At 65.4% G+C, this 12,325-nt stretch carries 11 protein-coding genes; 5 read left to right on the top strand and 6 right to left on the bottom strand.

The annotated features are described in order from the left end of the window. Window position 1: 1 nt before the first annotated feature. The 3 genes from BMY31_RS01845 to frlD (BMY31_RS01835) all read right to left on the bottom strand — a co-directional run bounded on the left by BMY31_RS01845 (window position 2) and on the right by frlD (BMY31_RS01835) (window position 2,553). Complete coding sequence (locus BMY31_RS01845) at window positions 2–853, bottom strand: amidohydrolase family protein (protein ID WP_091007728.1); 852 nt, start codon at window positions 851–853, stop codon at window positions 2–4. Between the two features lie 9 nt (window positions 854–862). Further along, complete coding sequence (gene frlC / locus BMY31_RS01840) at window positions 863–1,687, bottom strand: fructoselysine 3-epimerase (RefSeq protein WP_078686597.1); 825 nt, start codon at window positions 1,685–1,687, stop codon at window positions 863–865. Between the two features lie 65 nt (window positions 1,688–1,752). Beyond that, on the bottom strand, window positions 1,753–2,553 hold the full coding sequence (frlD, locus tag BMY31_RS01835; protein ID WP_091007725.1) for a fructoselysine 6-kinase: 801 nt from the start codon (window positions 2,551–2,553) through the stop codon (window positions 1,753–1,755). Between the two features lie 293 nt (window positions 2,554–2,846). On the opposite strand from frlD (BMY31_RS01835), the gene frlD (BMY31_RS01830) reads away from it, so the two are divergent. The 4 genes from frlD (BMY31_RS01830) (at window position 2,847) to BMY31_RS01815 (ending at window position 6,852) form a co-directional block, all read left to right on the top strand. Then, window positions 2,847–3,632, top strand: a complete 786-nt coding sequence (frlD, locus tag BMY31_RS01830) for a fructoselysine 6-kinase (RefSeq protein ID WP_091007722.1) — start codon at window positions 2,847–2,849, stop codon at window positions 3,630–3,632. A gap of 9 nt (window positions 3,633–3,641) precedes the next feature. Further along, on the top strand, window positions 3,642–4,703 hold the full coding sequence (locus BMY31_RS01825) for an SIS domain-containing protein (RefSeq protein WP_091007720.1): 1,062 nt from the start codon (window positions 3,642–3,644) through the stop codon (window positions 4,701–4,703). Further along, on the top strand, window positions 4,688–5,647 hold the full coding sequence (locus BMY31_RS01820) for an ROK family protein (protein ID WP_091007717.1): 960 nt from the start codon (window positions 4,688–4,690) through the stop codon (window positions 5,645–5,647). Before BMY31_RS01825 ends, BMY31_RS01820 begins: the two co-directional genes overlap by 16 nt. A 107-nt stretch (window positions 5,648–5,754) precedes the next feature. Continuing rightward, window positions 5,755–6,852: an SIS domain-containing protein gene (locus BMY31_RS01815; protein ID WP_091007714.1), complete on the top strand. Its 1,098-nt coding sequence runs from the start codon at window positions 5,755–5,757 to the stop codon at window positions 6,850–6,852. Window positions 6,853–7,098: 246 nt separating this feature from the next. On the opposite strand, the gene BMY31_RS01810 is transcribed toward BMY31_RS01815, so the two are convergent. Both BMY31_RS01810 and BMY31_RS01805 read right to left on the bottom strand, forming a co-directional pair. Continuing rightward, window positions 7,099–8,631: an amidohydrolase gene (locus tag BMY31_RS01810; protein WP_091007711.1), complete on the bottom strand. Its 1,533-nt coding sequence runs from the start codon at window positions 8,629–8,631 to the stop codon at window positions 7,099–7,101. Window positions 8,632–8,815: 184 nt separating this feature from the next. Continuing rightward, window positions 8,816–10,330, bottom strand: coding sequence for an amino acid permease (locus BMY31_RS01805; protein WP_091007709.1), 1,515 nt, complete (start codon window positions 10,328–10,330; stop codon window positions 8,816–8,818). 379 nt (window positions 10,331–10,709) lie between these two features. On the opposite strand from BMY31_RS01805, the gene BMY31_RS01800 reads away from it, so the two are divergent. Next, a complete protein-coding gene (locus BMY31_RS01800) occupies window positions 10,710–11,498 on the top strand; it encodes an alpha/beta hydrolase (RefSeq protein ID WP_078686587.1) in 789 nt (262 codons plus the stop codon). Here BMY31_RS01800 and BMY31_RS01795 read toward each other — a convergent pair. After that, a complete protein-coding gene (locus BMY31_RS01795) occupies window positions 11,495–12,175 on the bottom strand; it encodes a sugar phosphate isomerase/epimerase family protein (protein ID WP_369821283.1) in 681 nt (226 codons plus the stop codon). The genes BMY31_RS01800 and BMY31_RS01795 overlap by 4 nt on opposite strands. Window positions 12,176–12,325: the final 150 nt, after the last annotated feature.

The following is a 12,325-nucleotide window of genomic DNA, read 5'->3' as shown; positions in this document are numbered from 1 at the left end:
CCTAGTCGCGTCCGTACAGGAACTCAAGGGCGTTCTCGCCCTTGACGAGCTCGAGGGTGCTCTCGCGCAGGCCGAGCCCCTCGAGGGCCCGTGCCATGCGGATCTGCTCGAAGCGAGGGTTGTCGCTGCCGAACATGACCTGGTGTCTCAGGCTGCGATCGATCCAGGTAAGGGGAAGCTCCTGCGTGAAGAGGCGGTCGTAGAACTCTCGCGCGCAGTCGAAGTACAGGGCGGCCGTGTCGGCATAGACGTTCCTGTGCTTGACCATGAGCATCGCCGCCTCCTCGAGCCAGGGCCATGCGAAGTGGCCGAGGCAGAAGCGCAGGTTCGGTCGGGCCTCGGCAAGCTCCTCGAACTCCACGGGCCGCCCGAACTTCGCAAGGGCATGCGGCTCCCAGGACATGCCGGCGTGAAACATGACGGGCCTGTCGTGGCGCTCGCAGATGTCGTAAAGCGGCTGGACGCAGTCATCCGTGGGATAGAAGCGCTGCCTGCCGGGGTGCAGGTTGAGTCCCACGAGGCCAAGTTCCGCGAATGCGCACTCGAGCTTCTCGGCGGCGGCGGGGTCGTGCGGGTCGACCGAGGCGAAGCCGATGAAGCGGTCGGGCCGGAGGTCAACGAGCGATTGGACCTCCTCGTTCGAGACGGGGGTGACGCCCTCCTTGACGAGGTAGTCCTGTCCGAGGAGGCACATCTTGTCAAGTCCGGCCAGACGCATCTGGTTCTCGATGTGGGCGAGCTTGGCGGTTCCGTTCAGGTGGATGTCAAGGGCCTCGTGACGCATCTCCTCGCGCACGGGGTCCGAGTTGATGGGCTCATAGAAGGCGGGGTGGACATGGATGTCGATAAACACGCGTGCCTCCTACTCGGCCAGCATCGAGCGAAGGTTCTCGATGGAGCGGCGCGCATAGAGGCGCGGCTCGCTGAGGTAGTTGGTGACCAGCTCGATCGTGGCCGTCCCCTCGAAGGGCAGGTCGCGGATCTCTTGGACGAGCTCACGATAGGGCATGACGCCCTCCCCGGGAACCAGATGCGTCGCATCGACACCGTTGGAGTCGGGGATGTGCAGGTGATAGAGCTTCTCGCCAAGCAACGTGAAGTAGCTCATGATCTGCTCCTGCTGGAGGAACGGGGGCACGACGTCGAGCATCCCCACGAGGTAGTCACTGTCAACATGCTCGAAAAGGTCGACGAGGTCGTTGGCACATTTGAAGACGTTGGACTCCTCGGGGGTAAGCGTCTCGACCACGAGCTTGACCCCAACCTTGGCCGCATGGCCGGAGAGCTCCTCCATCGTGCGATAGAGCCTTTCGCGCATCTGGTCGTGCGTCGCCTCGTAGCCGGCGTGGGCCGGGCTGACGAGCATGAAGTCGCTGCCCAGGGCGCGCGCCTGGTCGAGGCATACCTTGAGGTAGCGCACGGCGTCCTCACGCTGGTGCTCGCTGCCGATCATGAAGTTGTAGGGATATGCGTTGTGCTCGGGCGTGTACCCACGGATGTCGACCCCGTACGCATCCCTCAAGCGAATGATCTCGTCGATCTCGCCCGCGGCAAGGTCGGGGGCGTAGGCGTGCGGACGTCCGCCCCAGAGCTCGATGAAGTCGTACCCGAATCGCTTTGCGTCAGCAAACATGTCCTCGATGTTGCTGCGCTGGTATCCACTCGTAAACAAACCGATCTCAAACATCTTCCCATCCCCTCTGGCGGACGCGCGGCCGCTCGTGCCGGCATCGCCGGCTCAGGTGTATAGAGCTATGCAGTGACAACCCAGGGCTCGAAGACCCCCACGACCTCGCTCGCGATTCGAGCCCCACGATCAAGGCATCCGGCAACGTCATCGCCCGTGAGGACGCCGACGAGGAAGCCCGCGATGAAGGAGTCTCCCGCCCCGACGGTGTTCACGAGGCGTGCGGCCGGGTAGACGGGGCCCTCCCAGAAACGATCGCCGTCCCATGAGAGGCTGCCCCGCTTCCCGAAGGTGGCCGTCGCGACCCTCATGCCGCGCGCCACCTTGTCTTGCAGGAAGTCGCGGATGGAGTCGTCCTTCTCGCCATGGGAGGAGAAGAACCCGTAGTCGACGTAGGGAAGGGTGCTCTCGACGAGCGGGTGATCGAGTCGATCGGCATAGTCGAAGCTCACGAGGGTTCCGGACGCGTGAATCTCGGGCAGCGTCGCCTCGGCGTTGCCCCAGAGCGCCGTGTGGACGATGTCGTGCTCGCACGCGAAGGCGATGTCGTCATCGGAAAAGGAGATGTCGGCCAGGACGCCCTCCAGGTACTCGCCATGCACGCGATCGAGCCCCTCGAGGTCCATGTACGTGATGGCGGTCATGCCCTTGACGACCTTGAGATGCGAGACGTCGAGGCCCTCGCGGCGAAGGGTCTCGACCATCCAAGAGCCATGGCCATCCGACCCCGTGGTCGAGATGATCGACGTGGGCACGCCGAGCTTTTGCATGTTAACGGCCGTATCCACGGCGTTTCCCGTGGGATAGGCGCGCGCGAGATTGCGATAGTAGTCTATGCAGTTGTCGCCGATACAGGCTGCCCTCATGACTCCTCCTTGGTGATACGTGGTATGCCTTTAAAATGTACTTATATACTAAATTCATCTGACGTACAGCTCGCTTATATTCGGCTCATACCGCACGCGGACGATTTCACAACGTTCAGCTTGAAACTCCAAGGATTATCAAACGCATTCACCGAAGCGTAGATTCGCTATACCGCTTATAGTGTTTTTCATACCACTCATCTCAGAGTAGATGCACGCGGCATTCCAATCTGTAGCATTGCCGTGGACGCGCAGCGTGCGCACACGATCGAGACCACCAGAAGGAGAAGCACATGAGAGTTGCCGCAGCAGGAGACAATTGCGTTGACGTCTACCAGGACGAAGGAAAGAAGTTCCCTGGCGGGAACCCCGTCAACGTCGCGGTCTACCTCAAGCGCATGGGGATCGACGCATCCTATACCGGCGCAGTCGGGACCGACCCCGAGGGCGCCTTCCTGGCAGATGCCCTAGAAGCCAAGGGGGTTGACCTCTCCCACCTCCACGTCGATGAGGGGCAGACGGCCGTCACCCAGGTGAAGATCGTCAATGGCAACCGCGTCTTCGGCGACTACACCGAGGGCGTCATGGAGAGCTTCAGACTCACCGAGGACGACCTCGCCTTCGTCTGCGGCCACGACCTCTTTGTGAGTGGCATCTGGGGCCACACTGCCGAGGACCTTCCGGCCATCAAGGCCTCGGGCACCACGGTCGCCTTCGACTTCTCCGACCAGCCCGACGACCCCATGGTCGACTCCGCGCTCCCCTACGTCGACTACGCCTTCTTCGGCCTCGACGCCGACGACAGTGACGAGGTGCGTGCCTTTATGCGAGAGAAGCAGGCTATGGGTCCCAAGGCCGTCGTCGTGACCCTGGGCGAGCACGGAAGCCTCGCCTTCGACGGAACCACCTTCTACAAGCACGGCATCGTCGAGGTCGACCTCGCCGACACCATGGGCGCGGGTGACTCCTTCATCGCCGGATTCATCAAGGGCGTGCTCGAGGGCAAGGGCGTTTCGGATTGCATGGACGAGGGCGCCCAGAGCTCGGCGGTCACCCTCCAGTACTTCGGCGCATGGTAGGGGGCGGACATGGCTAACGAGACCAATCCGATACTCGCCAACATCTTCGAGCAACCCGCAGAGCTCCATCGCGTCCTCGATGACCTCTGCGGCCCGCATCTCGACAAGGTGCGAGAGATCTGCGCCCTCATGCAGTCCTACGACCGCGTCGTCCTCACCTCCATGGGAAGCGCGCTCTACTCCCTCATGCCAATGTACGAGGCGCTCGTCGACGACGGATGGCGCAACGTCGAGCTCGTGGAGACCGCGACCCTGATCCACCATCCCGAGCGCGTCCACCACGACACGCTCTACATCCTGATGAGCCGCTCGGGCGAGAGCCGCGAGGTCGCCGACTTCGCCGCATGGCTCGATGCGCACGGCCACGAGGCCGCGTGCGTGACGATGACGCCGGCCTCCACGATGGCGACGCATTGCGCCCACGTCCTGCACGACGTCGCGAGCTACGACAAGATCGTCTGCATCAAGGCCTACAGCTCCATGGCCCTCTGCGGGCTCTTCATCGCGCACATGGCAGGCCGCACGGAGCCCGACGCCACGCTCGTCTCGGCACTTCACGGCGCGCTCGACTGGATGGAGGCCAACAAGCGCGCCATCCTCGCCCGGCTCGAGGAGGTGCCGTTCCTCTCCGCGACCGACTGCTTCTACCTCATTTCGCGCGACGAGGGCGTCAACATGGCGAGGAGCGCATCGCTCTGGATCGAGGAGACCGCCAAGGTCGGGGCCAACGTCATGACGGCCGACAACTTCTACCACGGCCCGATGGAGCTCGTGCGCGCACAGGGCATCACTCGCACGCGCACCACGCCCGTCCTGATCGACGTCTGCCCGGACGAGCGCTCGCGCATGATCTGGGGCTACGTGAACGACGCCGCGCCGGACTCGCTCTACTTCGGCTTCGACGACTCCGCCCGTGCGGGAGCTCGCTTCACCTTCCCCGAGCTCGGACTCGACGGCCCGTGGATGATGCTCGTCGAGGCGATCTACTTCCAGCTCCTTAGCTACCAGGTCGCGCTCGCCCACGGCGTCGAGCCGGGCATGTTCTTCGAGGACGGATGGGTCGTCAAATGAGCGCGGGCGAGAAGAGCGCGACGCCGATCCGAGTCGTCTGCGGGATCGACGTCGGCGGGACGCGCACCAAGGTCGGGCTCGTCGACGCGTCCAGGCCCGGACGCGTGATGGCGCTGGACGTCTTCCCGACGGAGCGCGAGAGCGAGGGCGCCTTCTACCGCGGCATAGCCGAAAGCGTCTGCCGGCTCGTCGCGCAAACGGGCGCGACGCCCGTAGGGGCTGGCGTGAGCATCGGATCCTATGTCTTCTCGGACGGGACGATCGACGGCCTCTCCTCGATGGTGCCCTTCCTCACCCATGGCCACCCGCTCGGCCAGCAAATGTCGGTCACTCTCGGCCTGCCCGTGCGCGTCGACAACGACGCCCGGCTCATCTGCATGGCCGAGGCGCTGGCCGGAGAGGGCCGGGGCTTCGGCCGCGTGCTCACGCTCACCCTGGGCACGGGTATCGGGTTCGGCCTCGTAGAGGACGGCCGGCTCGTCGAGGGCGAGCCCCGGGGCCACCTCGCCGGGCACGTCTGCGTTCGCGAGCGCGACGACGACCCCTGGATCGACGAGAGCCCCTGCTACTGCGGGCTCGAGGGCTGCCTCGAGCAGACCTGCTCCGGCACGGCCCTCGAGCGCGTCGTCCATCGCGTGCTGGGGCCGGCGGTCACCAACAAAGACCTGTTCCAGCGCTCCGTCGCGGGAGACCCCGTCGCCCGCAGGGTGGTGGACCGGTTCCTGGGCTACCTGCTTCGCGCGCTCAACCAGTACGTATACCTCTACTGCCCCGACGTCATCGTCCTTGGGGGCGGCGTTGCCCGCGGCCTCGAGTCCTACGTCGACCGACTCCAGCGCGGCATCGTCGCCGAGGTGTACCAGGGGCAGCATACCGAGCTGCGTGTCACGCGGCTCAGGGAGGAGTCCGGCGTCATAGGCGCCGCAGGCCTCGTCTCCAGCTAACGCCCTCCTCTGGGGCGACGTGCCCGTTCCCCCGCGAGCACGTCGCCCCATCCCCATGGGAACCACCCACACCATATCGGACCTCAATCGCAAGGAGACCCAGACACATGACCACGGCAAGACCAACCATGCTCACCTACGTCCACGAGACCCCCTCGGTCCTCAGGGCGCAGCTCGAAAGCGACGCCGCCGCCCCGCTCGCACGGGCGTTTCTCGAAGGCACCCACACACGCGTGCGGATCGTCGCCTGCGGGTCGTCCAAGAACGCGGCCACGATAGCCCGCCCCTACATGCGCTCCGTCCTCGGTCGCGAGGTCGACATCGTCGAGCCGTACACGTTCTGCGCCTACGAGCGCGAGGTAACCTCCGACGAGTTCGCCTTCGTCGTCTCGCAGAGCGGTTACTCGACCAACGCCCTCGCCGCGCTCGCCGCCATCCGGGAGGAGGGCGAACGCGCGATCGGCGTCACGGGAGACGTCGCGTCCGACTTCGCCGGCGCGTCCGACCTTCTCGTCGACTACGGCGTGGGCGTCGAGCTCGTAGGCTACGTGACCAAGGGCGTCTCGGCCCTCGCGAACTTCCTCTGCCTGTTCGCCCTCGACGTCGCGCGGGCCGAGGGCCGCATCGACGACGCCGAGCGCGAGCGCGAGGTCGCGCGGCTCTCCGGCGTGGCCGACGCCCTCGCCGACGTGGCGGCCCAGGCGCCCGGCGCGCTCGCCGCGCGCTACAAGGAGCTCACGAGCCTCGAGCGCGTCTTCATGGTGGGCGCCGGCGCCAACTACGGAATCGCCTGCGAGGGCGCGCTCAAGTTCGGCGAGTGCCTCCAGATCCCCGCGACGGCCCTCGAGCTCGAGGAGTACCTGCACGGCCCCAACCTGCAGCTCTCGCCCGACTACGCCGTCTTCTTCAACCTCGTGGGCGCGCGCGACCACGCCCGCGGCCGCCAGCTCGTCGAGGCCACGCGGCTCGTGACCGACCACGTCTTCGTCCTGACCGACGATCCCGCGTCCGCCGACCCCGACGTCGCCCTCGCGCCCCAGGGAGACTCCCTCGCCGCGCCGCTCGCTCTTCTCCCCTACTACCAGACCCTCGCCTACCAGCTCACCGACGACAGGCACCTCTGGCACAAGCACCCACTGGTCTCCGCCTTCGACAGGGCCGTCTCCGGCAAGAGCGAGAACTACGTCGACCGCGAGGTCCTCTAGGGGCGCGGGGAGCCCCCGCCATCGCCGCCTCACGCGCAGCGTCCGCACCACGACCGGTCCAAGCACCACCCACTCGCCGCACCACCACGACCACGCCAGTTCCCATTCAGACCTGCACCAACGGAGTTCGGCCCCACACCAAGCCAGACGGCGGTGCGGGGCCGATTCTTGTCGCGCGAACGACGCGCGGGTGGCATGCCGGCGGGTATGCCGGCATGCGTGCCAGCGGGCGTGCCGGCAGGCGCGCTAGCGGGCGTCGTGCACCACGCGCCCGTCGAAGATCGTCATCTGGCAGGAGCAGCCGCGCGCGTCGGCGGGGTCCAAGGCAAGCACGTTCGTGTCGAAGACCGCGATGTCGGCCCGCTTGCCCGGCTCAAGCGTGCCCACGCGGTCCTCGAGCATGAGGTCGAAGGCGCCGCCCGCGCACCAGGCGCGCACGAGCTCGGCGGGCGTGATCATGTTCTGCGAGAAGAGCGGGCTGCCGCCCTCGGGGAAGAGGCCCCCGCACGCGCAGTAGACGCCCGACCCCAGGTCGTCGAGAGTCATGGGGAGGTCGGTCGCGCAGGCGACCCTGACGCCGGCGTCGAGCATCCCGCGCCGGTTCCAGTAGTGGGCGCCGCGCTCCTCTCCGATGGTGCGCCCGATCATCTCGACCTTTCCCGCTCGGCTTGCGATCGACTGGATGAGCGGATACACCTCGGCGACGACGCCGAGCGCGGCCATGCGGGCGAAGTCGGCGGGGTCGGCCGCCTCGAGGTCGGTCATGGCGTGACGGAACCGCAGCCGGCCGTCGTCGTCGCGCGCGCACCCCTCGAAGATGTCCAGCGCGTGCGAGACGGCTCCGTCGCCCTGCACGTGCAGGGAGAACCGGAAGCCAGCCTCCTCGGCGCGGCGCACCTCCTCCGCGTGATGCCCCCAGTCGATGTCGAGCGAGCAGCGGCCGTCGAAGTCGAGGTAGGGCTCCTTCATCTCGCCGGCATGATCCCCTATCGAGCCGTCGGTCATCTGATTGTACCCGCTGAACGCAACAAGGTCGCTCTTCGCGAGGCGGTCGCGCAGGCCGAGGCCGTAGCCGATGTCGGCGTCGCGCCCCACCGGCTGGCTCATCAGGCTCACGCGCAGGGTGAGCTCGCCCGAGCGCTCGAGGCCGACCACCTCGTCGACGAACCAGTCGTCGTCGTAGCCCATCTCCTTGGTCGACGTCACGCCGTAGCCGTTCATCATCGACAGGTACCTGCGGTAGAGCGGAACGGACGCCGCATGGTCCGCCATGACGGCAGCCAGCAGCAGGTGTGCGCGCTCCGACCAGCACTCCTGGGGCGTGAAGCCAAAGGCGTCCTCGGCGGCGCCGTTCATCACCATCGCCTCGGCGCCCTCGCAGACGAGCACGCACGGCTCGTCGCCGAACACCTCGTCAAGCAGGAGCGTGTCGGTCGTGGCAAGCGCGAGGGGCAGGCCGTGGCCCACGCGAAGGGCGAACCCCTCCTGGGCCGCGACGCGCGCCGCGGCCTCGGCCAGGCTCGCGCAGCCCGAGAGGTCCGCGCCATAGTTCTGAAGCAGCCAGCCCTGGAAGAAGCAGTGCGCGTCCACGAGGCCGGGGGTCACGAGCGCGTCGCCGACGTCGATGACGCGCACCCCGTCGGTGACGAAGGCGTCTCCGTCACCCTCCCCCACGCCCACGATCTCGCCGTCGCGCACGGCCACGTAGCCCGAAAACGGCACGTCGCCCGTGCCGTCGAAAATCGCCTCCGAGCGGAGGACAAAGCTCTTCTCGTCCATCTCAATCCCTTCTGGAGTCGTTACGGTGTCTCGCGCGGAGGACCGCGGCCCGCCACGCAAAAGAGGAGGCCACCCGCGGCGGTCGATGCGCGCGGGTGGCCAGCCGTTGGTTCAAGGAGAGGGGCGGCTCAGCCCTCGGAGAAGAGCCTCTGCCTTGGGCCGGGCGCGCCCCTCGTGGGAGGGACTACTCTCCGTCGCCCTTGGGATCGGGCGTGTCGGATGCGTCTGCGGTGTCGGACGCGTCGGGGGTAGCCTCGGTGGCCACCGCCTCGGCGGCAACGCGGCGCTCGATCGCGGCGCTGCGACGCTCCTCGGCCGCCTCGATGATGTCCGCGTTGACCCTGCGCCAGTGCAGGAAGAACGGGACGGCGGAGATGACGATCAGGATGCCGGCGCTGATCGGGTTGAAGCTGAACAGGGGCACCTCGCCGGAGATGATGCCACCCAGCTCGCCATACATGAGGATGAGCGAGGGAACGATGGCGAGGATCGCCATGACCGGGCCACCGGGGGCCTTGAAGGTCGGGTGGTAGTTATCCTTCTTGCGCAGCGAGAACCAGGCGCAGAAGAGCAGGGCGTTGCGCAGCAGGCAGATGAAGGTGAAGATCGCCACGAGGTCCTGGATGGTCGTCGCCCAGACGAGCACGAGGGCGAAGCCGGACTGCCAGAGCATGGAGATCACGGGCGAGTCGTACTTGGGGTCGATCTTGCCCCAGGAGCGCCACCAGTAGCCCTCCTGCGCGGCCTTCATCTCACCACGGGCCTGGAACATGATGAGCGACGAGAGCGACCCGGTAACCACGATAACCGCAAGGATTGCCGCGATCGTGCCGGCGTGCTCGCCGATCATCGGGATCTGCGAGAACGCCATGGCGATGGGCGCCTCGGAGGCCGCCAGGGACTCGATGTCGACGAGGCCGGTGGCGGAGACGGACAGCAGCACGTAGAGGAGGGTGACGACGAAGACGGTGCCGATGAGTGCGATCGGCATGTTCTTCTTCGGGTTCTTCACCTCGCCGCCCATGGTGACGCAGGTCTGCATGCCGTCGTAGGACCAGGTGGTCGCGGCGACGCCGGCGATGAGGGCGGTCAGGACGCTGCCCGAGGCGGCAGCGGAGCTCGCGACGGGGGCGGCGTCAAAGTTGCCGCCGTTGATGAAGAAGAGGCCGGTGAGGACGAGCAGGAGGAACGGAACGACCTTGAAGGCCGTGATGAAGTTCTGCCACTTGGCGCCAGCGTGCTTGTGGCACATGTGGAGCCAGGTGAAGAAGATGATGAGCAGGCAGGCGATGACGGAGACGACCGTCGCCGACCAGCCCGTGAAGAAGGCGAGGTAGTTGGCGACCGTGAGGGCCATGATCGCAATGCCGACGGGATCGGAGCCCCACCAGCAGGACCAGATGAAGAACATTGCGAGGAAGGGCCAGCCCGCCTCACGGAAGTACACGAACTGTCCGCCGTCCTCGGAGTATGCGGTTGAGTACTCCGCATAGATGAGATTCTGCGGAATCATGATGAGTCCGCCGATCAAAAACGCGAGGATGGTTAAGAACGGCGTACCAGCGGCACCAGCGACCGCGCCTACCGAGGTGAAGATCCCCGATCCAATCGTGGTTCCGACGCCAAGTGCAACGGCGGTGCTGAGGCCAAGGTGACGAGTCATTCCCTCGCCGCCCTTTGCGGCCTGCGTGTCAGACATACACTCTCCCTTCTTGCTGTCATGACCAATCGAATGCGACGGAGACGCCCTCGTCTCGTCGAGACCCAGCGCGTCTCGCTGACTCCATCCGTTAGACTACACGCACTGGAATATTTTTTGCTTACACTTGTTTATTCGTCGGCGAGTGGTATAGAATTACTTCGTACTTACTTAGTTCAATATGATGGGTGCAATTTAGGTATATGCCCCCATCTCGAAGAATTGCCGTCTCGATAAGGCAAGCCCTCTGCGCAACAAGGACATCCTTGCGGAGCCACTGAGCCGACCCAGTCAAAGGCCGCAATATAAGGGATATACCAGCTCTTCGCCAGAAACTGTCAATTAGCGCATGACGCGCGCACGTCAGAAAGGTGGGGCCATGAGCACGCTAAGCGGGGACTTCTACTCGAGATCGCTTCGCGTCACGCAGCATGTGAACGTAATTCTCCCTGACGACTCTGAAGACTTCTGGACCGAGATAGATAATGACCTGAAGGTTCTATACCTCCTGCACGGACTCGGCTCGAACGCTGACGAGTGGGCCCGCTTCTCGATGGTCGAGGCCTTCGCGAAGGTCTATGACTTTGCCGTCGTGATGCCCGACGGCAACCGGAGCTTCTATCTCGACGCACCCACGGGACCGCGCTACTTCGAATGGGTCTCGGAAGAGCTGCCCGAGCTCGTGCACACCTGGTTCAGGCTTCCGCGCGACCGAGAGCACACCTTCGTGTGCGGCGAGAGCATGGGAGGATACGGTGCGCTCAGGATGGCCCTCGCCCACCCCGAGCGCTTCGCCGGGGTGGCAGCGCTCTCCGCCGTGACTGACCCCGCAGCGCTTGCCGAGCACTTCTCTGACCTCTTTTGGGGTGACGCCGAGATGCGTGCCGTCTTCGGCGAGGCGGGACCTGACGAGGAGCACTCGGTCGAGAGCCTTGCTCGAACGGCGATCTCACAGGTCGGAATAGACAGTATCCCGCGCATCATCCAGATGGTCGGAGAGGATGACCCGTTCTGCCCCTACGTAAGAGGGCTCGCCGAGGCGCTTGCGCGCCTCGGCTGCAGGAGCACCTTCGAGAGTTGGCCTGGGCGGCACGACTTCCTCTTCTGGAACGGCGCCCTGGACCGCGCGCTGCGGATGTTTTCTGGCCTCGAGGTACCGAGCCTCTAGCCTTCAAGGCCAAGCTCTTCTCGCAAATACCGACAGGTGGCCTCATGGGGAGAGTGCGGGTCCTCCCAGTAGATGGAATCGTTGATCTCGAGGTCGATCCCATTCTCGAAGTCACGCTCCTCAAGCGTGCGGATGAAACCGGCGAGCTTCTCGCGTCCGTAGGAGCCCGAGCCCACCGCTTCGTGATGGGAGTCGGAATAGTGAATCCACTCGACCTTGTCCCCAAAGCAATCAAAGTAGTCGTCGAGCGTCTCTCCCTGTACCTCCATCGCCGTGAGGTCGACGCACACCCGAAGCGCGGGAGAGGAGACGGTCTCGAGCACCCGACGCACGTCGGGGAGGGTCGTGACGAGGTTGCTTTCGTAGGGCTGGAGCTGCTCGAGGGGCATGACGATGCCCTCCGCCTCGGTGAGGTCGCAGATGGTCGCCAGGGTGTCCACGCAACGCTTGAGCGACTCCTCGCGCGGCAGGCTCCTCAGGCCGCAGCCCGAGTTGACGAAGACGCGGCCGCAGCCCAACTCGTGCGCGTCCTCGAAGGCCCACTTGAAGAACTCGATCGTACGCAGCGTGAGCGCCGGGTTGGGATCGCAGAGGCTATAGGGGTAGCCAAGGGTCTCGGGCGTGTAGATCGTCACGCACTGGCCGCGCTCCTCCATCTGCCGCCGCATGGCGCGCAGGCGGCGGGAGGCCGCCCAGGAGTCAGGGTAGTCGAGCCTGCAGTAGAACGGCTCGGCACCTCAAAGGTCAATGCGCTCGATTCCAAGCTCGGCCATTGAGTCGAGAAAGAACTCGAACGGGTAATGCACGTACGATGTGCCCATGACGGA

Source organism: Parafannyhessea umbonata (assembly GCF_900111255.1).
Lineage (GTDB): Bacteria > Actinomycetota > Coriobacteriia > Coriobacteriales > Atopobiaceae > Olsenella_J > Olsenella_J umbonata_A.
Note: the sequence above shows the minus strand (reverse complement) of the source record. Positions and strands in the feature narration are given on the sequence as shown.

Bases quoted from the DNA above. Each gene is read 5' to 3' on its own strand.
- BMY31_RS01820 (WP_091007717.1), top strand. From the start codon at position 4,688: ATGGGTCGTCAAATGAGCGCGGGCGAGAAGAGCGCGACGCCGATCCGA.
- BMY31_RS01800 (WP_078686587.1), top strand. From the start codon at position 10,710: ATGAGCACGCTAAGCGGGGACTTCTACTCGAGATCGCTTCGCGTCACG.
- BMY31_RS01815 (WP_091007714.1), top strand. From the start codon at position 5,755: ATGACCACGGCAAGACCAACCATGCTCACCTACGTCCACGAGACCCCC.
- frlC (WP_078686597.1), bottom strand. From the start codon at position 1,687: ATGTTTGAGATCGGTTTGTTTACGAGTGGATACCAGCGCAGCAACATC.
- BMY31_RS01825 (WP_091007720.1), top strand. From the start codon at position 3,642: ATGGCTAACGAGACCAATCCGATACTCGCCAACATCTTCGAGCAACCC.
- BMY31_RS01805 (WP_091007709.1), bottom strand. From the start codon at position 10,330: ATGTCTGACACGCAGGCCGCAAAGGGCGGCGAGGGAATGACTCGTCAC.
- frlD (WP_091007725.1), bottom strand. From the start codon at position 2,553: ATGAGGGCAGCCTGTATCGGCGACAACTGCATAGACTACTATCGCAAT.
- frlD (WP_091007722.1), top strand. From the start codon at position 2,847: ATGAGAGTTGCCGCAGCAGGAGACAATTGCGTTGACGTCTACCAGGAC.
- BMY31_RS01810 (WP_091007711.1), bottom strand. From the start codon at position 8,631: ATGGACGAGAAGAGCTTTGTCCTCCGCTCGGAGGCGATTTTCGACGGC.